The 20402-nt window shown below is 73.3% G+C and carries 18 protein-coding genes; 6 read left to right on the top strand and 12 right to left on the bottom strand.

All coding sequences use genetic code 11. From position 1 onward, the window contains the following. Positions 1-323 precede the first annotated feature (323 nt). The 3 genes from BLV24_RS06250 (at position 324) to BLV24_RS06240 (ending at position 3634) form a co-directional block, all read left to right on the top strand. A complete protein-coding gene (locus BLV24_RS06250; RefSeq protein ID WP_092680326.1) occupies positions 324-1508 on the top strand; it encodes a MalY/PatB family protein in 1185 nt (394 codons plus the stop codon). Positions 1509-1609: 101 nt separating this feature from the next. Further along, entirely contained in the window at positions 1610-2131 is a 522-nt protein-coding gene (locus BLV24_RS06245) for a DUF1993 family protein (protein WP_176954650.1), read from the top strand. Between the two features lie 522 nt (positions 2132-2653). Then, complete coding sequence (locus tag BLV24_RS06240; protein WP_092680324.1) at positions 2654-3634, top strand: HpcH/HpaI aldolase/citrate lyase family protein; 981 nt, start codon at positions 2654-2656, stop codon at positions 3632-3634. A gap of 102 nt (positions 3635-3736) precedes the next feature. On the opposite strand, the gene BLV24_RS06235 is transcribed toward BLV24_RS06240, so the two are convergent. The 3 genes from BLV24_RS06235 to BLV24_RS06225 are packed head-to-tail and all read right to left on the bottom strand — an operon-like array spanning position 3737 to position 6295. Next, positions 3737-4453: a lysophospholipid acyltransferase family protein gene (locus tag BLV24_RS06235; protein WP_092680323.1), complete on the bottom strand. Its 717-nt coding sequence runs from the start codon at positions 4451-4453 to the stop codon at positions 3737-3739. Positions 4454-4502: 49 nt separating this feature from the next. Then, positions 4503-5612 carry a cell division FtsX domain-containing protein gene (locus tag BLV24_RS06230; protein ID WP_092680322.1) on the bottom strand — a complete coding sequence of 370 codons (1110 nt, stop codon included), beginning with the start codon at positions 5610-5612 and terminating at the stop codon, positions 4503-4505. Beyond that, complete coding sequence (locus BLV24_RS06225; protein ID WP_176954649.1) at positions 5609-6295, bottom strand: ATP-binding cassette domain-containing protein; 687 nt, start codon at positions 6293-6295, stop codon at positions 5609-5611. The genes BLV24_RS06230 and BLV24_RS06225 overlap by 4 nt, the downstream gene beginning before the upstream one ends. A 481-nt stretch (positions 6296-6776) precedes the next feature. On the opposite strand from BLV24_RS06225, the gene BLV24_RS06220 reads away from it, so the two are divergent. Then, positions 6777-7445: a zinc-ribbon domain-containing protein gene (locus tag BLV24_RS06220; protein ID WP_092680320.1), complete on the top strand. Its 669-nt coding sequence runs from the start codon at positions 6777-6779 to the stop codon at positions 7443-7445. A gap of 237 nt (positions 7446-7682) precedes the next feature. Here the strand turns inward: BLV24_RS06220 and BLV24_RS06215 are convergent, their stop codons facing one another. From BLV24_RS06215 to argB, 6 genes are all read right to left on the bottom strand, one after another. Further along, positions 7683-10382 carry a TIGR02302 family protein gene (locus tag BLV24_RS06215; protein WP_092680319.1) on the bottom strand — a complete coding sequence of 900 codons (2700 nt, stop codon included), beginning with the start codon at positions 10380-10382 and terminating at the stop codon, positions 7683-7685. A 107-nt stretch (positions 10383-10489) separates the two neighbouring features. Then, the gene (gene lysA / locus BLV24_RS06210; RefSeq protein WP_092680318.1) at positions 10490-11758 is read right to left on the bottom strand and encodes a diaminopimelate decarboxylase; all 1269 of its coding nucleotides are present in this window, start codon (positions 11756-11758) and stop codon (positions 10490-10492) included. Positions 11759-11828: 70 nt separating this feature from the next. After that, a complete protein-coding gene (locus BLV24_RS06205; protein WP_092680317.1) occupies positions 11829-12518 on the bottom strand; it encodes a helix-turn-helix transcriptional regulator in 690 nt (229 codons plus the stop codon). 13 nt (positions 12519-12531) lie between these two features. Then, a complete protein-coding gene (locus tag BLV24_RS06200) occupies positions 12532-12894 on the bottom strand; it encodes a hypothetical protein (RefSeq protein ID WP_092680316.1) in 363 nt (120 codons plus the stop codon). Positions 12895-13034: 140 nt separating this feature from the next. Beyond that, complete coding sequence (locus BLV24_RS06195; RefSeq protein WP_092680315.1) at positions 13035-13433, bottom strand: hypothetical protein; 399 nt, start codon at positions 13431-13433, stop codon at positions 13035-13037. Positions 13434-13839: 406 nt separating this feature from the next. Next, complete coding sequence (argB, locus tag BLV24_RS06190) at positions 13840-14727, bottom strand: acetylglutamate kinase (protein WP_092680314.1); 888 nt, start codon at positions 14725-14727, stop codon at positions 13840-13842. A gap of 304 nt (positions 14728-15031) precedes the next feature. Between argB and BLV24_RS06185 the strand changes: the two genes are divergently transcribed. Continuing rightward, entirely contained in the window at positions 15032-15436 is a 405-nt protein-coding gene (locus tag BLV24_RS06185; RefSeq protein WP_092680313.1) for a PRC-barrel domain-containing protein, read from the top strand. Between the two features lie 362 nt (positions 15437-15798). Here the strand turns inward: BLV24_RS06185 and yihA are convergent, their stop codons facing one another. Both yihA and BLV24_RS06175 read right to left on the bottom strand, forming a co-directional pair. Further along, entirely contained in the window at positions 15799-16476 is a 678-nt protein-coding gene (gene yihA / locus BLV24_RS06180; protein ID WP_092680312.1) for a ribosome biogenesis GTP-binding protein YihA/YsxC, read from the bottom strand. Further along, positions 16473-17240, bottom strand: coding sequence for an MOSC domain-containing protein (locus BLV24_RS06175; RefSeq protein WP_092680311.1), 768 nt, complete (start codon positions 17238-17240; stop codon positions 16473-16475). The genes yihA and BLV24_RS06175 overlap by 4 nt, the downstream gene beginning before the upstream one ends. Before the next feature lie 182 nt (positions 17241-17422). Between BLV24_RS06175 and BLV24_RS06170 the strand changes: the two genes are divergently transcribed. Further along, a complete protein-coding gene (locus BLV24_RS06170; protein ID WP_143040234.1) occupies positions 17423-18028 on the top strand; it encodes a carboxymuconolactone decarboxylase family protein in 606 nt (201 codons plus the stop codon). Positions 18029-18428: 400 nt separating this feature from the next. On the opposite strand, the gene yidC is transcribed toward BLV24_RS06170, so the two are convergent. Further along, positions 18429-20249: a membrane protein insertase YidC gene (gene yidC, locus BLV24_RS06165; protein ID WP_092680310.1), complete on the bottom strand. Its 1821-nt coding sequence runs from the start codon at positions 20247-20249 to the stop codon at positions 18429-18431. Positions 20250-20402: the final 153 nt, after the last annotated feature.

Genomic DNA, 20402 nt, shown 5'->3' with positions numbered 1-20402 from the left:
GCGGGGGCGGGGGCGCAGACGGGGGGGGGGGGGGGGGCGCAGGCGCCGCGTCGCGGTGGCGCGGCTTGCGAGGGTCCGCCCGCGGCGCGCGGCGAGGGGCGCGCCGGTTGGACCGTGGGCCGGCGCCCGAGACGGCGCCCCCGGCTCCGGTCGCTCCGCCCCCAGGCTTCCCCCCGCTCCCCCCTTCGGCTTGACGTCAACGGGAGTTGCGCCCGGGCTGGCGACGCGGCGCGAAACCGGCTTAAGTCGCGGCGAAGCGGATCGCGGCCGCCCTCGCGCGTCCCGGTCCCCCCGCGCCACGCCTTCCCCGAGGACCGACTCCCATGCCCACCGATTTCGACTTCGACACCCGCATCGACCGCCGCGGCACGCATTGCGGCAAGTGGGACAAGATGGAGGCGATGTTCGGCGTCAGCCCCGTTGACGGCATCCCGATGTGGGTGGCGGACATGGACTTCGCCGCGCCCCCCGCGGTGCGCGCGGCGCTGCAAAAGGCGGTGGACCACGGGGTGTTCGGCTATTTCGGCGACGATTCCGACTATCGCGCCGCGGTGGCGAACTGGATGAAGACCCGCCACGGCTGGGAGATCGACACCGACTGGCTGTCCACCACCCACGGCCTCGTCGCGGGCGTTTCGCACTGCATCCGCGCCTTCACCGATCCGGGCGACGGGATCATCCTGTTCACCCCGGTCTACCACGCCTTCCACAAGATCATCGCGGCCAATGACCGCCGCATCGTGCAGTCGCCGATGACCCGCGAGGACGGCCGCTACCGCATGGATCTCGTCGGGCTGGCGGCCTCGCTGGACGGGTCGGAGAAGATGGTGGTGTTCTGCTCGCCCCACAATCCCGGCGGCATGGTCTGGTCGGTCGAGGAGATCCGGGCGCTGGCGCGGTTCTGCGAAGCGCATGACCTGCTGCTGATCTCGGACGAGGTGCATCACGACCTGGTGCTGCCCGGCGGGCCGAAGCACAACGTGGCCATGGTCGCGGCGCCCGAGCAGGCGGACCGCATGGTGATCATGGCCGCGGCCTCGAAGACCTTCAACCTCGCGGGGGGGATGACCGGGGGCGTCTTCATCCCCAATCCCGAGCTGCGCGCGAAGTTCGAGGCCAAGCGCGCCACCGCCGGGGCCTCGCCGAACTCGCTGGGCATGCTGATGTCGACCGCGGCCTATGCCGAGGGGGCCGAGTGGCTGGACGCGCTGCTGGTCTATCTCGACGGCAACCGGCGGCTGTTCCATGACGCGGTGCAGGCGATCCCGGGGCTCGCCTCGGTCTGGCCGGACGCGACCTACATGGCCTGGGTGGATTTCTCGGGGACCGGCATGGGGACGCAGGAGTTCACCGACCGGGTGGAGAAATCCGCCCGCATCGCCGCCAATCACGGCCCCGCTTTCGGGATCGGGGGGGAGAGCTTCCTGCGCTTCAACTTCGCGCTGCCCCGGTCGATGGTGAAAGAGGCGTCCGAGCGGCTGGCCGACGCCTTCGGCGACCTTCAGTAACGTCGCCGGTTCGATTGCGGGGGCCGCGATGGTCGCGGCCCCCGACGCATGCGCGCGGACCCCGCCCAGACGGGGCCGGCGCGATGGGGGAGGAGAAACCCATGACCATTTCGCTCTATGACGCGAGCATCGAGACCTATCGGCAGGCGCTGGCCGGCGTGACCGACTTCATGTCGGTATCGGAGGACTATTTCCGCGCCCAGGGCGTGGACCTCGAGGAGCTGGCGGAGACCCGGCTGATCGAGGACATGGCCAAGTTCCGCTTCCAGATCGTGTCGGTGCATCACCACACCGCCAACGCCGCCGAGGCGCTGGTGACCGGGGAATTCGGCGGGCCGAATGACAAGACCCGCTACGACTGGGCGGGGCTCAAGGGCCGGATCGAGGCGGCCAGGACGGCGCTGGACGCCTATACGCCCGAGCAGATCAACGCCCGCGCCGGCCAGGACGTGACCTTCCGGATGGGCGACCATGCGCGGACCTACACGGCGGAGAATTTCCTGCTCAGCTTCTCTCTGCCCAATGTCTTCTTCCACGCGACCACGGCCTATGACCTGTTGCGGATGAAGGGCGCGCCGATCGGCAAGCGCAATTTCGGCGGTCCGCATCGCGTGAAGGGCTGAGACCGCGCGCCGGGCGCCCCTTAAGCGCAGCGCCCGGCCCCGCAAGCGCAGCGCCCGGCCCCGCGCGCGGGCCGGGGCCCGCGCCGTCCCGCCTGCGGCGGTCCCCGGAGGCCCGAGGCCTCCGGCGGGGCGGAGGGGACGGCGCCCGGCGGCCCGGTCCCCCGCGGCCGCCGTCGGAGAGACGGCGCGTCCGGGCGCCGACCGCGAAGCGCGCCGCGGGCGGGCGGGCGCCGCGGGCGCTCCGTCGACGCGGCGCCTGCGGCCGGGGGACGCCCGCGGCCGGTGAAGGGGGCGGCGAAGGGGTCGGCGAAGGGGGCGGCGCCGGGATCGCGGCCCGGTTCCGCCGGCCTCCGCCTTCCCGCCCGGTCGCCACCCGGTTTCCTTCCCATCCCCGCCCGATCCCCATCCCCGTCCGGCGCGACGATGCGGCGCCGCAGCGCTCGCGTTGACCTCGTCCGGGCAATATCCTACGCCTCAGCCCGACGCCTCCCGACATTTCCTTGCGCGAAGGAACGCCGCCCGATGAGCTTCAAGGTCCAGCCGACGCCCCCCGCCCGCCCCAACCGCTGCCAGCTGTTCGGCCCGGGCTCCAACACCAAGCTGCACCCGAAGATGGCCGCCTCGGCCGCCGACGTGATCAACCTCGACCTCGAGGACGCCGTCGCCCCCGATGACAAGCCGCAGGCGCGCAAGAACATCATCGAGGCGATCAACACCCTCGACTGGGGCAAGAAGACCGTCTGCGTGCGCATCAACGGCCTCGACACCCCCTACTGGTATCGCGACGTGGTCGAGGTGATGGAGGAGACGAACGGCCGTCTCGACATGATCATGATCCCCAAGGTGGGCTGCGCCGCCGACGTCTACGCGGTGGACGCCCTGGTCTCGGCGATCGAGGCCGCCAAGGGCTCGACCAAGCGCATCGCGCTGGAGGTCATCATCGAGACCGCCGCCGGCCTCGCCCATGTCGAGGAGATCGCGGCGTCCTCCCCCCGCATGCAGGCGATGAGCCTCGGCGCCGCGGATTTCGCGGCCTCCATGGGCATGTCCACCACCGGCATCGGCGGCACCCAGAAGAACTACTACATGCTGGCCGACGCGACCGCCGAGGGCGGGGAGCGCGCGATCTCCTATCCCGACCCCTGGCACCATGTGACCTCGGCCATCGTCTCGGCCTGCCGGACCCATGGCATCCTGCCGGTCGACGGGCCCTATGGCGACTTCTCCGACCCCGAGGGCTACCGCGCTCAGGCGCGCCGCTCGGCCACCATGGGCATGGTCGGCAAATGGGCCATCCACCCCAACCAGATCGCGCTGGCCAACGAGGTCTTCACCCCCTCCGAGGAGGCCGTGGCCGAAGCGCGCGAGATCCTCGCCGCGATGGAGGAGGCCACCCGCACCGGCGCCGGCGCCGCCGTCTACAAGGGCCGTCTGGTGGACCTCGCCTCGATCCGGCAGGCCGAGGTGATCGTGAAGCAGTCGGAGATGATCGCCGCCTCCTGATCCGGGGGGCCGATCCGTCGCGATCCCGAAGAACGCCGCGCCGCTCCCCGCAAGGGGGGCGGCGCTTGCCGTTCGGGGCCCGCGGGCCGGGGGGAGAGGGCCTCAGCCCTCGCCGCGCGCCTCGGCCAGCAGCGCGTCCGAGGCCGGCTCGATCCGCGCCTTCAGCTCGGCCATCAGCTCGGCCCGCGGCAGGCCCGGCGGGATGGGGTCCAGGAACGCGACCACCGGCGCGCCGGGGCGCCGGGCGACGCCGCTGCGGGGCCAGAAATGCCCGGCATTGGTGGCGACGGGGATCACGGGCAGGGCCAGCGCCTCCTGCAACCCGGCGACGCCGGATTTCCAGGGCGCGACGACGCCGGGCGCGACGCGGGTGCCCTGCGGGAAGATCACCAGCTGGCCGGGCTCGGCATCCGCCGCCGCCGTGGCCACCATGTCGCGCAGCGCCTTGCCGCCGGCGCCGCGATCCACCGCCACGCAGCCCATGCGCCGCGCGTAGAACCCCAGCACCGGCGCCCAGACCAGCGACCGCTTCATCACGAAGCGCGGCCGGTCCAGCGCCAGGGTCAGCATCATGATGTCGAGAAAGCTCTGATGCTTGGCGGCGATGATCACCTCGCCCTGCGGGATCGGGCCGCGGATCTCCGGGCGCATGCCGCAGATCAGCCGGGCCCCGAGGAACTCCAGCCGCACATAGGTCTGCATGATCCCCAGCGTCCAGCGCCGGGGTCCGAACGCGGCGAAGGGCGCGCAGAGGATCCCCATGATCGCCATCAGCAGGTAGGTCCACAGGACCAGGAGGCAGCCGCGGAGATGGGTCATCGGCTCGGGTCCTTTTCGGAGCGGAAGGGGGCGGCGGGGCGCGGACGGGTCACGAGATATCCTCCCCCCGGCGCAGGGCGAGCGCGGCGCCGGTCCAGGCGGCGAGCGCGGTCCAGAACGGGGCCGCGGCCAGCGCCGCCCAATGCCAGCCCTCGGGGGTCAGCGACAGGCGGGCGTCCGGCCCCCAGGCGAGCTCCGGCCCCGCCAGCGCGGCGACGACCAGAAGGCATCCCAGCGTCCCGGCCCAGAAGCCCCGCCAGGCCGCGCGACCGGGCCAGGCCAGCCGCAACCGGGCGGGGGGCGCGCCCAGCCTGCGCAGCAGGGCCTGCGACCCGCGCGCGGAGGCGGTCCAGGCGGCGGCGGTCGCGGCGGCGGCGAGAAACCCCGCCGCCGCCGCCAGGCCGACCGCGCCCCAGCCGATCAGCCGCGCCCGCATCGCCGCCTCCAGCAGCGGACCGCGCCAGCCGGCATGACTGTCGAAAACGGCGCCGGGCGCCTCCTCGGCCAGCCGCAGGGCGAGCATGGCCAGGTCCGGGCCCTCGCCCTCCAGCGTCACCTCGGCCATCGGCGGCGGCTCGGCGGCGGCGGCGGCGGCCTCGCCCAGCCAGGGGGTCAGCAGGGCGCGCCGTTCCTCCACCGGCATGACGCGGGCCTCGGCGATGCCGGGCGTCGTCTCCAGCGCGCGCAGGGCGGCGTCGAAATCCCGGGCCCTGCGTTGCGGCGAGCCGACGGCGGTGAGCGTCGCGGCGGCGCCGAATTCCGCGGTCCAGGCGCGGGCCAGCCGTTCCCCCGCCAGCCCGGCGCCGAGGGCCAGGGCCAGCGCCAGCCCGGCCAGCCAGGCCGAGAGCCAGGCGGCCGAGGCCACGGCGCCCGCGCGTCGGGCCAGCGGCGGCGCGCGCCGTTCCCGCCAGGCCAGCCGCAGCGCGGCGCCGAGCCGGGCCCGGAGCCGCGCGAAAGCGGAAGGCCCGGAGGGCGGCGCGGTCGCGGTCTCGGCCGCGGCGGCGTCCTGCGCCGCGGCGCCCTCGCCATATCCCGAGCCGTCGACGGCCCCGGCGCCGGGCGGAACCGGGGCGTTGTCGGGCGCGGGCTGCGCGGCGGCGGCCTTGCGCGACCTGCGCGGCTTGCGGGCGCGCGGCGGACGGGCGGGGGCGTCGCTCATGCCGCCGGGCTCTCGAACCGGCCGGCGGTCAGGGTGAGGATGCGGGCCTCGGAATGGTGGCGGGCGAGCCGCACCAGGTCCGCGTCGCCGGTGGCGATGGCCACCGCGGCGCCGTGGGCTGCGAGAGCCGCCAGCATCTCCAGCGCCTGGGCCGCGCCCTCGCGGTCGAGATCGCTCGAGGGTTCGTCGGCCAGGATCAGCTCCGGCCCCGCGATCACCGCGCGGGCGAGCCCGGCGCGCCGGCGTTCGCCATCCGAAAGGGCGGAGGGCGGGTCATCGGCGCGGGGGCCGAGGCCGAGCCAGTCCAGCAGCTCGCCCGCCTGCGCCGCGCGGTCGGCGGGGCCGCGGCCGGCGAGGCGAAGGGGCAAGGCGACGTTCTCCGCGAGGCTCAGATGGTCGAGGAAGGCGGGCCGCGCCTCCGCCCGCCCGATGCGGCGCCGCAAGGCGGCGCGGGCGGGCTCCGCGGCGCGGGACGGCGGCGGGACCGGCGCGCCGAACAGGCGGAGTTGGCCGCCCGAGAGGGGCAGGGCGAGGCCGGCGACGGCGAGCAGCGCGGATTTCCCGGCGCCCGTGGGCCCGGCGATGACCTGCAATTCGCCCGGCGCGATCCGCCAGTCGAGGCCGGCCAGCGCAGGACGTCCGGCGCGGGTGAGCGCGAGGCCGATGCATTCCACCGCCGTCATGGCGCCTGTCGGCCCCCTGTCCCTGCCCGTGTGCGAGCTTGTGCCGTTGCCGATGCGGCGCCCGGAGGCGCCCGCCTCCATTGCGGGGCGCGCCGCGCCGCGCGAGGACGGCGGGGCGGGCGTCGGGCCAGTTTCGCAAATGCCCCGACCGGGCGCAATGCGCGCCGCCGCGCGGCATGGTCCCGCGGACCGGCGGGGCGGCATGCGCGAAAGGCCGGGCGCATGCGCGCCCGGGCGCCGCGCGGCGGTCGCGATGGCCGCATCCGGGGCGCCCGCGGCGCAGGGCCGCGGCGGCGCGGGTGGCGACGTCGCGAGCTTCGGCGGTTCGGGACGTCCGGGCCGGGCGTCCGGGCCGGGGCGGCGCGGGTCGGTTTCCGGGCTGAAGCGCGCGGGCCTTGGCCGCGCCGCGCGGCCGCGTTAAGACAGCAGGGATATCACCCGCCCGCCGCCGCCGACCCGCCGCCGCCGAAGGATCTGCCCCATGCGCGTGACCTGCCCCTCCTGCCAGGCCGTTTACGACGCCCCGGACGACGCGCTGGGCGCCGGCGGTCGCCGGGTCGAATGCAGCGCCTGCGGCGAGCAGTGGTTCCAGCCCGGTCCCGAACTCGCCGCCTTCGAGCCCTCCGGCTCGCGCATGCCGGGCATGGAGGCCGCGGCCGAAAGCCTGTCGGGCCTGCGCGATCCCGAGCCGACGCTGGCCGACCCGGTCCCCGCCGTCGCCCCCGCCCCGGCCCCCTCCGTCGCGTCCGAACCGCCCGCGGGCGAGCCGGTGCTCGCGCCCCCCGCCTCGGCCCCGGATGCCGACCAGGCCGGGCTCGACCCGCTGCCGCCGCTGCGCGAACACCCTGCGGCGCGCCGCCCGGCCTCGATCGACGCCGAGCGGTTGTCGGCCGAACTCCGCGCCCGCGACGAGACCGCCCCGCGCGGTTCCGCCGGCGGCGGGTTCGGCATCGGCCTCCTGCTGGCGCTGATCCTGTCGGCTGGCCTCGCCTTCGCCTATCTGCAGAGCGGCAAGGTCGTGGCGATGGTCCCGCAGGCGGAGCCCTATATCGGCGCCTATGTGCAGAGCGTGGACCGCGCCCGGATGGCGGTGGAGCGCGCCGCGGCGCAGGCCGGACGCAAGATCGATGAGCTGACCGGCGGCGCCTGACGCGGCCCGCCGCCCCGGACGCCGCCCGCACGGAAACGCAGGGCGGCGCGCCTGTCCCCGATGCGAACCGCCGCGCGCAGACCCTGCGCGCGGCGGTTTCCGTTCAGGGCGCCTTCCCTGCGCCCTCGGTTCCGCCGTCGCCGATCCCGAAGGCCGCGTCAGCGGCCGGAGATGAGGGCGTGCCCGGAACGGGCGCCGAAAGATCGCCTTCGAGCCGTGGGGGCGACGGGGGCGGGTTCAGAACCGTTCGAGCAGGCGGCGGAGGTATTCCAGCTCCAGCTCCGGGCGCGTGCGCTCGCCCGAGCGGCGGCGGATCTCGTCCAGCAGTTCGCGGGCGCGTTTCAGCGCCTCCTGGCCCGGCACCTCGGTGTCCGACCCCTCCAGCGCCCCGCGATTCGCAGTGGGGCGACCCAGCGGGTCGCGACCCTCGTCGGCGGCGCTGGGGTCGCCCTGGCCGGCGCGGTCGCCCTGGCCCTGGCGCGCCTGCTGGCGAAGGGCCTGGCCAAGCTGCCGGCCGCCCTCGCGCAGGCTCTCCATGGCGCGGACCTGATCGTCCAGCGCCTCGCCGGGCTGGTCGCCCTCCAGCGCGCCGCGGGCCTCGTCCATGGCCCGGTCGGCGTCGCGCAGCGCCTGCTCGGCCTCCGGCGACAGGCCGCCGGGCAGCTGGTTGCGCAGGTCGTCGAGCAGCTGGCGCAGCGCCTCCTGACGCTCGGCCTCGCCCTGCATCCCGCCGGGCTGCCGGCCGCCCTGGCCGGGCACGCCCTGCTGCGACTGGCCCTGATCGCCGAACTGGCGCCCGCCCTGGCCGCCGGGCTGGCCCTGCATCCCGGGCTGACCCGGCTGTCCCGGCTGGCCCTGGCCGTTCTGCTGACCCTCTCCCTGGCCCTGCCGGCGCTGCATCTCCTCGAAGGAGCGATCCGCAAGATCCTGCTGCTGGCGGAGCATGTCGTTGAGCTCGTCCAGCGTCTGCTCGCCCTCGCCACCCTGTCCCTGCCGCCCCTGCTGGGCCTGCATCTGAAGGTTCTGCAGCATCTGCGCGAGGCGTTCGAGCATCTGCTGGGCGGTCTCGGGGTCGCCCTCGCGGGCCATGCGCTCGATCTCGTCGAGCATCTCCTGCAGGTCCTGGCTCTGCATCTGCTGGCCGCGCTGCTCGCCCTGCTGGTCGAGCTGGTCGAGATTCTCCAGCGCCTGCCGGGCCATCTCGCGCAGGTATTCGTTCATCGCCTGGCGCATCTCGTCCATCAGGCGGGCGATCTCGTCCTCGTCCGCCCCGCGCTCCAGCGCCTCCGACAGCCGCTCCTTGGCGCGGCGCAGGCGTTCGGCGGCGGAGTTGACGTCGCCTTCCTCCAGCATAAGCGCGGCGCGCCAGAGCATGTCCATGATCTCGGGCGCGGCCTCGGCCGAAACCCCGCCCTCCAGCGCGTAGTCGAGCCGCCGCATGGCGGTGCGGATCAGCAGGTAGGGCCCGGCGGCGCCGTCGAAATAGTCGTCGGGAAAGGCGGTGATCGCGCGCAGCCGCTGGCGGGCGGGGAACAGGTTTGACAGGCTCCAGGCCATCGACCGCCGTTCCTCGACCAGCGCGCGCGCCATCGGGTCGTAGAACGGGCGCGAGGGCAGCCGGGCGGCGACCGGGGCGCTGGCGGTCCGCTGGCCGGCGGCGTCCTCCGCATGCAGCGCGATGGTCACCGGCAGGCCGGCCCAGGGATGTTCGGTCAGGTCCTCGATCAGCGCCTCGCGCACCGCCTTGGCGGAGCCGGTCAGGGGAAGCGGCAGCTCGACCTCGATCGGCTCTTCCAGCCCCGGCGGCGGCGGCAGCATCCCCGCATGGACCCCGAGCCGGTCGAGATCGAGCGCGATCACCGCCCAGCCCGCGGTCAGCCCGTGGTCGTCCTCCGCCATGAAGCGGACCCGCAAGGCGCCGGTGTCGGCGGCGGAGATGGCGGGCGCGTCCTCATGGTCGAAGGCGATGGAGGGCGGCGCGTCCTCGGTCACCGAGAGGCTCCAGGAGGCCAACGTCTCCTCCCCCAGCGCGACCGCCAGCGGGCCGGAGGCGGCGGCTTCCACCGCCAGGTCCCAGGCGTGTTCGCCGAAGGGGGCCAGCGTCGCGGCCGGGTCGCCGATGCCCTGGGTCAGGACCGGCTGTTCGGGGGCGTTGTAGACCCGCAGCGACACGCGCGAGCCGGCGGGCAGGGTCACGGCCTCGCCCATCCGCTCGGTCAGGTAGATCATCGGGGCGCCGGTATAGGCGGGCGGAGAGGCCCAGGCCTCCACCGTCGGCGGGATCACGCCGGGGCCGGCGTCGCCCGAGCCCGGATCGAAGGCCTGCACGATGCGCCCCCCGCCCGAGCCCGCCGCGGCCAGCAGCCCGAAGATCAGCAGGATCAGCGCGGCGAGGCGGAAGGCCATCGGGTCGCGATGCGACACCCGAAGGTCCGCGTCCCGCGCGCGCAGCAGGCCGGCGCGTTCGGCCATGCGGCGGCGATGCGTCTCCCACACCGCGCGGGCGCCGGCATCGGCGCGGCCGATGGCCATCCGGTCGTCCAGCGCGGCGATGGGGCGGTCCTGGGTCTCGACCTCCAGCGAGGCGCGGGCCTGCGCGGCGTCGGGGCGCGCGAAACCGCGCAGGCCCCACCACACCGCCCCGGCCAGCGCCGCGGCGAAGGCGATCAGCGCGGCCACATGGGCGGCGCGGGACATCGCCTCGAACCCGCCGGCCAGCGCCAGGCCGGCGAAGGCCGCGATCACCGCCCAGGCCGGCCAGGCGGCCATGGTCAGCCGTTCGAGCCACAGCACGCGCAGGGCGCGTCTGGTCTCGGCGGCGATCCGGGCTTCGACCTTCGTCATGCGGGCGAAATCCGCGGCGGAGTCCCGGCGCGCGCCGGACGCGGGCTCGCCTGCGCCGGGGGCGGTCCCCGCGGGATGCGTTTCGTCGGACATGCGCCGGCCCTCCGCGTCTCGCCGCCGTCACGCCGCCGCGCCCTTGGGGAAGCTCGACGAGACGGGGGGTCCGGGCGGGAGCGCGCGCTTCGCGCGGCGCCCGGACTTCAGCCGTTCCAGTCGGGGATGGTATCGCGGGCGAGCATCTCTTCATATGATGGTCTCGCCCGGACCACGGCGAATTGATCGCCACGGACCAGCACTTCCGGGATCAGCGGGCGGCCATTGTATTCCGAAGACATCGACGCGCCATAGGCGCCTGCGGATCGGAACGCGACCAATTCGCCCGGCCCGACCGGCGGCAAGGCGCGGCCGCGGGCGAAGGTGTCGCCGGTCTCGCAGATCGGGCCGACCACATCGACTTCGGCCTTCTCGGCCCCCGGCGCCGGCTCGATCACCGGGGCGATGTCATGCCAGGCCTCGTACATCGCCGGGCGGATCAGGTCGTTCATGGCGGCGTCCACCACCAGGAACACCCGTCCCTCGCCCTGCTTGCGATAGATCACCCGCGTCACCAGGATCCCGGCGTTGCCGGCGATCAGGCGGCCGGGCTCGATCTCGATCTCGCAGCCCAGATGGCCCACGGTGCGCTTGATGACGGCGCCGTAGTCGAAGGGCAGCGGCGGGGCCTCGTTGCTGTGCTGGTAGGGAATGCCCAGCCCCCCGCCCAGATCCAGCCGACGAATGGCGTGGCCGTCGGCGCGCAGGGTCTCGGTCAGCTCCGCCACCTTGGAGAAGGCCGCCTCGAAGGGCGCCAGGTCGGTGAGCTGCGAGCCGATATGCACGTCGAGCCCCACCACCTCGATCCCCGGCAGGGCGGCGGCGCGGGCGTAGACCTCCCGCGCGCGGGAAATCGGGATGCCGAACTTGTTCTCCGACTTGCCGGTGGCGATCTTGGCGTGGGTCTTGGCGTCCACGTCCGGGTTCACCCGCAGCGCGATCGGCGCGGTGACGCCCATGGAGGCGGCGACGCCGGACAGCGTCTCCAGCTCCTCCGCGCTTTCGACATTGAGCTGGCGGACATTCTGCGACAGCGCGAATCGCAGCTCGTCCGCGGTCTTGCCCACGCCCGAGAACACCACCCGGTTGCCCGGCACCCCGGCGGCGAGCGCCCGGCGGAACTCGCCCTCCGACACCACGTCCATGCCGGCGCCCATGTCGGCCAGCGTCTTGAGCACCGCGAGATTGCCGTTGGCCTTCACCGCGTAGGCGATGAAATGCTCGGTCCCGGCCAGGGCTTCGTCGAACACCCGGTAATGCCGTTCCAGCGTGGCGGTGGAGTAGATGTAGACCGGCGTGCCGACCGCGGCGGCGATGTCGGCCACCGGCACGTCCTCGGCATGAAGGGCGCCGTCGCGGTAAAGGAAATGGTCCATGAGGAGCCCCCGGGGGTGATGCGTCGCCCGCGGGATTAAAGCGGAACGCCGGCGGGCTCAAGCGGGCCGGTCAGATCAGGCCGTGGTCGAGCCCGGCGATATAGTGCGTCAGGCTGCGGTCGGCGCGCAGGGGGAAGCGGTCCTCGAGCGTGGTCATCCGGTCGATGCGGTCGAAGCGGAAATTGCGGTAGTCGCCGCGCATCTCGCACCAGGCGAGCAGGGTCCAGCGCCCGGTCCAGGCCAGCAGCCCCAGCGGCCAGACCACGCGGTGGGAGGTCGCGCCGCCCGCGTCCCGATAGTCGAGCCGCAGCTTGGCGCGGGCCTCGCAGGCCTCGCGGATGCGCTGGTGGCGTTCGCGCAGGGGGGCGTCGGAGGGCAGGACCGGCGCCCGGTAGGGCAGGGCGTCGGCGGCGGCCAGCGCCGGGTCGTCGAGGATCGCGCGGATCTTGGCCTCGGCCTTGCGGGCGGAGGCGCCCAGCGCGGGGTCGGTGAACGCCTCCACCATCCGCGCGCCGACCAGCAGCGCCATGACCTCGTGGCGGTCGAACATCACCGGCGGCAGGTCGAAGCCGGGGGAGAGCCGGTAGCCCACCCCCGCTTCGCCGTCGATCGGCACGCCCTGGGCCTGGAGATCCGCGACATCGCGATAGACCGTGCGCAGGCTGACCTCCAGCGCCCCGGCCAGCTCCCGCCCCGTGACCGCCATGCGGCGGCCGCGGAGCAGGGTGACCAGTTCGAACAGGCGGTCGGCGCGGCGCATCCGGGTCCGGGACTCAGGCGGCCGCGGAAGCGGAGGCGGCGTCGGCGTCGGCGTCGGCGGCGCTGACCGCGCCGCCGGGGCGGGCCGAGACCAGTCGCATGCCCTCAGCGCGGAAGCTGTCCTCGACCATCAGCGGCAGCAGCGCGGCGCCGCAGCCGCTGGCGATGAAGTCGGCGTCGGCGCTTTCCTGACTGGGACGGTCGGCCCAATACATCAGGTCGACCACCGTGCCGTCCGCGCGGCGCGCCACGCAGCGGTAGCGAAAGCCGGGCTTGGCGCCCGCCCAGTCGTCGATGGGGGCGGAGGCCGCGGCCAGCGCGTCGTCGCTCACGCCATCCTGCAGGCGGTATTCCATGTGGCTGAGAAAGTCGGTCATCTCGGGTCTCCGTTCGCTTGCGCCGCTGCGGCGCGTCCCCGGCCATCCGGGAACAAGGACACCCTGCGCCCCCCCTGCTGACAGCCTGCCGTCAGCAGCTGTCAGGGGGAAGCGAAAATGTTGGGGGCTCGGTTGGGGGCTCAGTTCGAGGCGGGCGCGGGCGGGGCGGGCGCGGGCGGCTGGCACGGGATGGCGGAGACGCCGAGCATCCGGATCAGGTCGTCGGGCAGCGCGTCGGGCTCGCCCGGAAGGACGACCCGCCGGCGCGAGAAGCTGCCGGGAACCACATGTTCGACCGACTCGGCCTCGGCCCAGTGGACCAGGGCCGCGAAGCCGGCGTCGGCGGCCTGGGCCGAGGGGCCGTCGCGCCAGACCAGCGCGTCGCACCAGCGCCCGTCGCGGCGTTTGCAGCGGATGCGGCCGAGAAATCCGTCCTGTCGCCGGGCCCAGGCGTCGATGGAGGCGGCGCCGCGCTCGAAGCTGTCATCGTCGATGCCCGGACGGGCGCGGTATTCCATCAGGTCCATGATGCGGGGCATGGCGGGTCTCCGGATCGCGCCGCGCGAAGGGCGCGCGGCGGGCGCCGGCGCGGCGCCTGGATGGGCGGCGCGCCGGCGCGAGGCGGGTGAGGGCGAGGACCGGAGGCTGCGCCGGGCCTGCTGACGGCGTGGCGTCGGCAATCGGCGCCCGTTCCGGGCATTCCTTCGTCTCCGGCCGCTGACGCGGCCTTCGGGATCAGGCGAGGGGCCGGGATCGGGGGCGACCACGGCGAAGGGGAAACGGCGACGCGGGCGGAACGAGGATCCGCCGCGCGAGCGCAGCGGCGAAACCGGCGCCCGCGTCGTCGCGCGGCCCGCGGTGGTCGGGCCAGGCGCGCGAGGCCGGGGGCGGGGCGTGGACAGCGGAGCGGGGGGCCGATTCGCCCCCCGGAACCTCCGCCGCGGCTCAGTTCGAGGTGATCATCGTCCCCGCGCCATGCGAGGTGAACAGCTCCAGCAGGCAGGCATGCGGCGCCCGCCCGTCGAGGATCACCACCGCGTCCACCCCGGCCTCGATCGCGTCGAGCGCCGTGCGGCATTTGGGGATCATCCCGCCCGAGATCACGCCCGAGGCGATCAGCGCCTCGGCCTTGTCCTTGGTGATCTCGGCCATCACCTCGCCGTCCTCGCCCTTCACGCCCGCGACGTCGGTCAGCAGCAGCAGCCGCTCGGCCTTCATCGCGCCGGCGATGGCGCCCGCGGCGGTGTCGCCGTTGACGTTGAAGGTCTCGCCGTCCACGCCCACGCCGACCGGGGCGATCACCGGGATGTAGTCGGAGGCGATGAACGTCTCCAGCAGGCCCGGATTGACCTTGGTCGGCGTGCCGACGAAGCCGAGATCCAGCACCTTCTCGATATTCGATTCCGGGTCGCGGGTGGTCTTGAGCGTCTTTTCGCAGACCATCAGGTCTGCATCCTTGCCCGACAGCCCCACCGCCTTGCCGCCCTGGCGGTTCAGCGCCGTCACGATCGCCTTGTTGATGCGCCCGGCCAGCACCATCTCGACCACCTCCACGGTGGCCTCGTCGGTGACCCGCAGCCCGTCCACGAACTGCGAGTTGATCGCCAGCCGCTTGAGCAGCTGCTCGATCTGCGGGCCGCCGCCATGCACGATGATCGGGTGAACGTTGCACTGCTTCATCAGCACGATGTCGCGCGCGAACCGCTCCAGCGCCGCCGCGTCGCCCATGGCGTGGCCGCCGAATTTCACCACCACGCGGGCGCCGTCGTAGCGCTGCAGGTAGGGCAGGGCCTCGCTCAGCGTGCGGGCGGTGGCGATCCAGTCGCGTTTCATCGGCGGTCTCCCAGTCGGGCGGGGGGGACATGTTCCGCGCCCCGGCCGGCCTCCTTACCCCCCGCGGGCAGGGGGCGCCAAGGGGCGGGATGCGTTCCGGGCGGCGGCGTTCGCGCTCGGCAGGCGTTCCGGCCCGCGCGCCCTCGCCTCATGCGGGCGCCGGCGAGGAGGTCATTTTGCGGCGAAGCGGCGCCGACCCTGTTCCGAGGCGAGCCGCCGCCCCAGATCGAGGCGTGAAGGGGAACCCACCGGCCGCGCCCCGCCCCGGAACGCTCCGGGGCCGGCGCTGAAAGGAAGACGACCCATGAACACGATCCTGCAGCCGAACCTGACCGAGCGCGAGCTCGCCGCCGAAGAGACCGTCAGCCTGATCTCCTCGGCCCGTGTCGAGGATGCGCGGGTCTTCGGGCCCGACGAGGAGAAGATCGGCCATGTCGACCACCTGATGATCGACAAGCGCGCCGGGACCGTCAGCTACGCCGTGATCCGCTTCGGCGGCTTCCTGGGCCTGGGCGAGAAGCTGCACCCGCTGCCCTGGGCGGCGCTGCGCTACGACCCTTCGCTGGACGGCTACCGCGTGGGGATCACCCGCGGCCAGCTGGACGGCGCGCCCGAGGCGAGCGCGTCGGAGCCCCGCTGGGCCGATCCCGACTACCGCAAGGGGATCCGCGACCATTACGGCGCCATGCCCCTGCCGCCGATGATCTGACGATGATCTGATCGCGATGCACCAGATCCTCCGACGCCCGTATCCCCAGCGGCGTGTCGGAGGCCCGGCGGCGGCGCGTTTCGCCGTCGCCGCGGACGCCTCGACCCGGCGCGTTCACGGGTGGCGAGGCGGCCCAGGCCGGCGGACCCCGCAGCCGGCCCGGGCCCCGTCCCGGCGCGCGCCCCCGCGCGTCCGGGAGGGGCCGACACCGCGCGCTGCGCCGGAACCTGCCGCCCTCGCCGCGCGTGCCCGCGCGCCGGCGGTCTCTCAACCGATCCGGCATCCGATCCGGACCTGAACGCCGAACCGCGCCCAGCCCGAGGCGCCCAGCCCCCGGCCCAATCCCGTTTTCAGTCCCGCACTCAGTCCCTGAACAGCGAGGCCGCGGCGGCCCGCACCCGTTCCAGCCCCTCGAACTTCTCCGACGAGGTGGTGAGGATCTCGGGGAAGGCCGCGGCGTGGCGGGCCAGCGCCGCCTTGGTGCGCTCCTCGACCTTGCGCATCTCCGCGGCCTTGTTCTTGTCGGCCTTGGTCAGCACCACCTGAAAGGGCACGGCGGAGCGGTCGAGCAGGTCCATGATCTCGTGATCGACCTCCTTCGGCCCGTGCCGCCCGTCGATCAGCAGGAACACCCGCCGCAGGGTCGACCGCCCGGCCAGATAGCCCTTGAGCGTGCGCTGCCAGGCCTCGACCAGCGGCTTGGGCGCGTCGGCGAAGCCGTAGCCGGGCAGGTCGACCATCATCATCCGCTCGCCCAGCGCGAAGAAGTTCAGCGCCTGCGTGCGCCCCGGCGTGTTCGAGGCCCGCGCCAGCGCCTTGCGCCCGGTCAGCGCGTTGATCAGCGAGGACTTGCCCACATTCGAGCGTCCGGCGAAGCAGATCTCCACCCGGTCGGCGGGGGGCAGGTGCTTGAGCTCCGGCGCGGACAGCAGGAAATCCACCTCGCCCGCGAAGAGCAGCCGGCCTTCCTCCGCCAGCTCGGGGTCGGTTTCGGGGTTGATCGCGAAGGGAACGCCTTCGGGGGCCTTGGGCGCGCTCATGCGGCGATCTCCAGCTTGTCGCCGGGGGCGACGGGGCCGCCGGAGATCACTTCGGCGAAGACGCCGAAATCCTTGTGGCCGTAGCCTTTTTCCAGCAGGCCGAGCATGTCGACGTCGTGGCGCCCGGTCTCCGGGTCGGCCTGGGTGGCGGAGCAGCGCTCGATCCGCTCCCGCACCCGCAGGACCGCGCCGCCGAGACGGATCTCCCGGCCCGGCAGGTCGAACTCCGCCCAGGGGGCGGCGCCCTCGATCCACAGGTTGCCGCGGAAGCGGCGGCGGTCGGGGGCGACGCCGGCGCGGGCGGAAAGCTCGGCCAGCGAGGCGTCCGACAGGATCGAGAGCCAGGGATTCGGGTTGTCGGTCATGCCGCGCTCGGGGCAGGGGGCCAGCCTTGCGGGGCGCGGGGCGTGGGCGGGGATCAGCCGGTCCACCCAGGCGATCAGCGCGGCTTCGCCCGCGGGGCTCGCCGGGTCGGCGACGATCTCTCCGGCCTCCGGATGGCGGAAGGTCAGGGCGCCGTCGGGGCCGGCGGCGACGGTCACGGCCATCAGCGACGGGAAGGTGGCACCGCGCAGGAAGGTCGTGCAGCGCGTCCAGGCCGGCGCGTCGAAGTCGAAGCGCGATTTCTCATGGGCCAGCGCCCAGGCGCGGTCGCCAGGCAGCGTCAGGCCGGCGGCGAGGTCGGCGCCGGCCAGGATCTCCGCGCCGAGCGCCTTGACCGGGTGACGATGGATCGCGCTGAGCGTGGCGAAGGCGGCTTGCATGGCTCGGATCTCCGGGAAGGCAGGGCGCGGGAGCGCGCGGGCGGTCATCAGCGGGCGGATGTCCGCGCGGCGCGCACCATAGCCGCGACTCGGGGGCATTTCCATGCGCGGCGCGGCGCCCTAGGCTCATGGATTGATAAGGGAGCCGTATAAGCGGCCCCGGCTCTTGGAGGAGAGACATCATGTCAGACGTGCCCGCCCCGGCCTATGCGCCGGCCACTGACCCGTCCGCCGACGGCGCCGCCCGCATCGCGCTTCCGACCGAGGCGACGATGACCCCGCGCCAGCGCGAGGTCCGCGACGCGCTGGTCGCCGGCCCCCGCAAGGGCGTGCGCGGCCCGATGGGCGTGTGGCTGGTGCGCCCCGACCTGGCCGAGAGCGCGCAGGCGCTGGGCCGCTACTGCCGGTTCGAATCGAGCCTGCCGACGCGGCTGTCGGAGCTGGCGATCTGCACCACGGCGCGGGCCTGGAACGCCGAGTTCGAGTGGTACGCCCACAAGCCGATGGCCCTGAAGGCGGGCGTCTGCGAGACGATTCTCGACGCCATCCGCGACGGCCGCACGCCGCCCTTCGAGCGTGAGGACGAGGCCGCCGTCCACGCCTTCGTCAAGGAGAGCCAGGAGACGAAGACGGTCTCCGACGCCACCTACGCCCGCGCGGTCGCCGCGATCGGCGAGGAGGGGGTCGTCGATGTGGTGGGGATCGTGGGCTACTATTGCCTTGTGTCGATGACGCTCAACATTTTCGGGGTGAACCCGCCGCCGGGCGCGAAGACCGAGATGGGCTGAAGGCCGGCCCGGGACGGGACTCGCGCCCCCTGCCGGGGGCCGCGTCGCCCGCCCGGGCCGCCCGCCCGAGTGATCCGGGAGAACGGGCGCCCCCGAGGGCCGGGCTTTGGGCCGGGCCTTGGGCCGGGCCTTCGCATCGCGGGGCGCCATGTCCGCCAGCCGCTCTCGATGAGACTTGCGGCTTTGAGACTTTCGGCTTTCGGGGCCGCGTTGGACGCCGTTTCGTTCGATCGTTGAGCCGGATCTCAGGCGGCCCTTCGCCGCCCGGCGGCGGAATGCGAAAGCGGGCTCGAAGCGGGCGCCGCTTTCCGCGCCGTGGCATCGCGCGCACGCATCCCGAAATGCGAAGGGCGGCCCGGATGTCCGGACCGCCCCTTGCTCATCTCCGAAGTCCCGGCGCTCAGGCCTTGGTCTTCTTCTTCAGTTTCAAACTGCGTTTGACGTTGCCCAAAACGTCCACCTCGACCCCCTGAGAGCGCATGATCAGGTATTGCTGGGTGAAGGTGATGATGTTGTTGGCCACCCAGTAGATCACCAGACCCACCGCGAACTGCCCCAGCATGAACATGAACACCCAGGGCATCCAGGCGAAGATCATCGCCTGGGTCGCGTCCGTGGGGGCCGGGTTCAGCTTCTGCTGCAGCCACATGGTGATGCCCAGCAGGATCGGGAACACGCCGATCGACAGCAGCGCCAGCATCGAGCTTTCGTCCGGCGCCGCGAAGGGCAGCAGCCCGAAGAGGTTGAGGATCGAGGTCGGGTCGGGCGCCGACATGTCCTTGATCCACAGGATGAAGGGCGCGTGGCGCATCTCGAGCGACACGAACAGCACCTTGTAGAGCGAGAAGAAGATCGGGATCTGCAGCAGGATCGGCAGACATCCCGCCGCCGGATTGGCCTTCTCCCGCTTGTAGAGGGCCATGACCTCCTGCTGCATCTTCATCTTGTCGTCGCCGACACGCTCCTTGATCTTCTCCATCTCGGGCTGGAGCTTCTTCATCTTCGACATCGCCACATAGGATTTGTAGGCGAGCGGGAAGAGCACGATCTTCACGGTCAGCGTCATGGCGATGATCGACCAGCCCATGTTGCCGATCAGGCCTTCGTAGAACAGCAGCAGCTGGGCGAAGGGCTTGGTGAGGAAGAAGAACCAGCCCCAGTCGATCGAGTCGATGAAGCGCGGGACGCCCGCGTCCTCATAGGCGACGATGGTGTTGTATTCCTTGGCGCCGGCGAAGAGCTGGGTCTCGGCCTGCGCCGTGGCGCCGGCGGCGACGGTGACGACCGGCAGGCGCATCTCGGTGCGGTATTCCGGGCCCTCCTGGCGCGACACGTAGCGGAAGGTGGCGTCGAAGGGCTGGCCCGGGGTCGGGATCAGCGTCGCCATCCAGTACTTGTCGGTGAAGCCCAGCCATCCGGCCTCGGCCACCGACTCGGACTGCACGCGCTCGCCGGGGCCGGCGGTCCCCTCGAAGTCCTGCATGTCGTCGTAGTCGTATTCCTCCAGCACGCCGTCGAACTTGGCGATGGCGCCTTCGTGGAGGATGTAGAAGTTGACCGTCTCCGGCTCCCCGCGGCGGGCGACATAGCCGTAGGGGGCGAGGCTCACCGGGGTCTCGGAGGTGTTCTCGACCGTCTGGCGGACCGTGAACATGTAATTGTCGTCGAGCGAGATCTCCCGCCGGAAGATCTGCCCCTCGCCATTGTCCCAGCGCAGGGTCAGCGGGGTCTCGGGGGTCAGCACCTCGCCGGCCTCGACCGCCCATTCGGTGTTGGGACCGGGGGTGGCGACCGGGGTCTCCGCGGTCGGGAGCCAGCCGTAGACGGCGTAGAACGGATGCTCGGAGCCCAGCGGCGACAGCAGGGTGACGTCGGGCGAATCGGGCTCCAGCGTGACCTTGTAGTCCTCGAGGCTGAGATCATCGATCCGGCCGCCGCGCAGCGACAGCGAGCCCTTGACGCGCGGGCTCTGGATCATGGCGCGGGGGGCGGATTCGAGCGCGGCGTCGCGGGACATCGGCGCGCCGACGGTTCCGAGGGAATCGGGGGTCCCGGGGGCCACGCCGGAGGGCGCGCCGGCGGTCGGAGACCCGGCCACGTTCTGCTCGATCTGCTGCGCGGGCGGGAGCTCGGTCGGCGCGGGCGGGAACAGGACGAACCAGACCGCGATCACCACGAAGCTCAGCGCCGCGGCGATGATCATGTTCTTTTGGTCGTCCATCGAGGGACCTCTTCGTTCGGCCGCGGATGTGGGAATTTGCGGGCCTTTGACAGGGCCGGCGAGGGGAGGTCAAGGCGTTTTCGGGTCGCGCCGGGTCCGGCGGGGGCGGCGGAGCGGCGCGAAGCGGCCCCCGAAAGGGCGGGGCGGAGCCCT

Origin of the sequence: Albimonas donghaensis, from assembly GCF_900106695.1 — a bacterium.
GTDB lineage: Bacteria > Pseudomonadota > Alphaproteobacteria > Rhodobacterales > Rhodobacteraceae > Albimonas > Albimonas donghaensis.
The sequence above is the reverse complement of the archived record's forward strand: the minus strand, read 5'-3'. Positions and strand labels throughout refer to the sequence as shown.

Coding starts and splice junctions, on each gene's coding strand:
- BLV24_RS06195 (WP_092680315.1), bottom strand. CDS start 13,433: ATGCCCCGCATCATGGACCTGATGGAATACCGCGCCCGTCCGGGCATC.
- BLV24_RS06225 (WP_176954649.1), bottom strand. CDS start 6,295: ATGACGGCGGTGGAATGCATCGGCCTCGCGCTCACCCGCGCCGGACGT.
- argB (WP_092680314.1), bottom strand. CDS start 14,727: ATGAAACGCGACTGGATCGCCACCGCCCGCACGCTGAGCGAGGCCCTG.
- BLV24_RS06175 (WP_092680311.1), bottom strand. CDS start 17,240: ATGCAAGCCGCCTTCGCCACGCTCAGCGCGATCCATCGTCACCCGGTC.
- BLV24_RS06170 (WP_143040234.1), top strand. CDS start 17,423: ATGTCAGACGTGCCCGCCCCGGCCTATGCGCCGGCCACTGACCCGTCC.
- BLV24_RS06220 (WP_092680320.1), top strand. CDS start 6,777: ATGCGCGTGACCTGCCCCTCCTGCCAGGCCGTTTACGACGCCCCGGAC.
- BLV24_RS06235 (WP_092680323.1), bottom strand. CDS start 4,453: ATGACCCATCTCCGCGGCTGCCTCCTGGTCCTGTGGACCTACCTGCTG.
- yihA (WP_092680312.1), bottom strand. CDS start 16,476: ATGAGCGCGCCCAAGGCCCCCGAAGGCGTTCCCTTCGCGATCAACCCC.
- yidC (WP_092680310.1), bottom strand. CDS start 20,249: ATGGACGACCAAAAGAACATGATCATCGCCGCGGCGCTGAGCTTCGTG.
- BLV24_RS06185 (WP_092680313.1), top strand. CDS start 15,032: ATGAACACGATCCTGCAGCCGAACCTGACCGAGCGCGAGCTCGCCGCC.
- lysA (WP_092680318.1), bottom strand. CDS start 11,758: ATGGACCATTTCCTTTACCGCGACGGCGCCCTTCATGCCGAGGACGTG.
- BLV24_RS06215 (WP_092680319.1), bottom strand. CDS start 10,382: ATGTCCGACGAAACGCATCCCGCGGGGACCGCCCCCGGCGCAGGCGAG.
- BLV24_RS06230 (WP_092680322.1), bottom strand. CDS start 5,612: ATGAGCGACGCCCCCGCCCGTCCGCCGCGCGCCCGCAAGCCGCGCAGG.
- BLV24_RS06250 (WP_092680326.1), top strand. CDS start 324: ATGCCCACCGATTTCGACTTCGACACCCGCATCGACCGCCGCGGCACG.
- BLV24_RS06205 (WP_092680317.1), bottom strand. CDS start 12,518: ATGCGCCGCGCCGACCGCCTGTTCGAACTGGTCACCCTGCTCCGCGGC.
- BLV24_RS06245 (WP_176954650.1), top strand. CDS start 1,610: ATGACCATTTCGCTCTATGACGCGAGCATCGAGACCTATCGGCAGGCG.
- BLV24_RS06200 (WP_092680316.1), bottom strand. CDS start 12,894: ATGACCGACTTTCTCAGCCACATGGAATACCGCCTGCAGGATGGCGTG.
- BLV24_RS06240 (WP_092680324.1), top strand. CDS start 2,654: ATGAGCTTCAAGGTCCAGCCGACGCCCCCCGCCCGCCCCAACCGCTGC.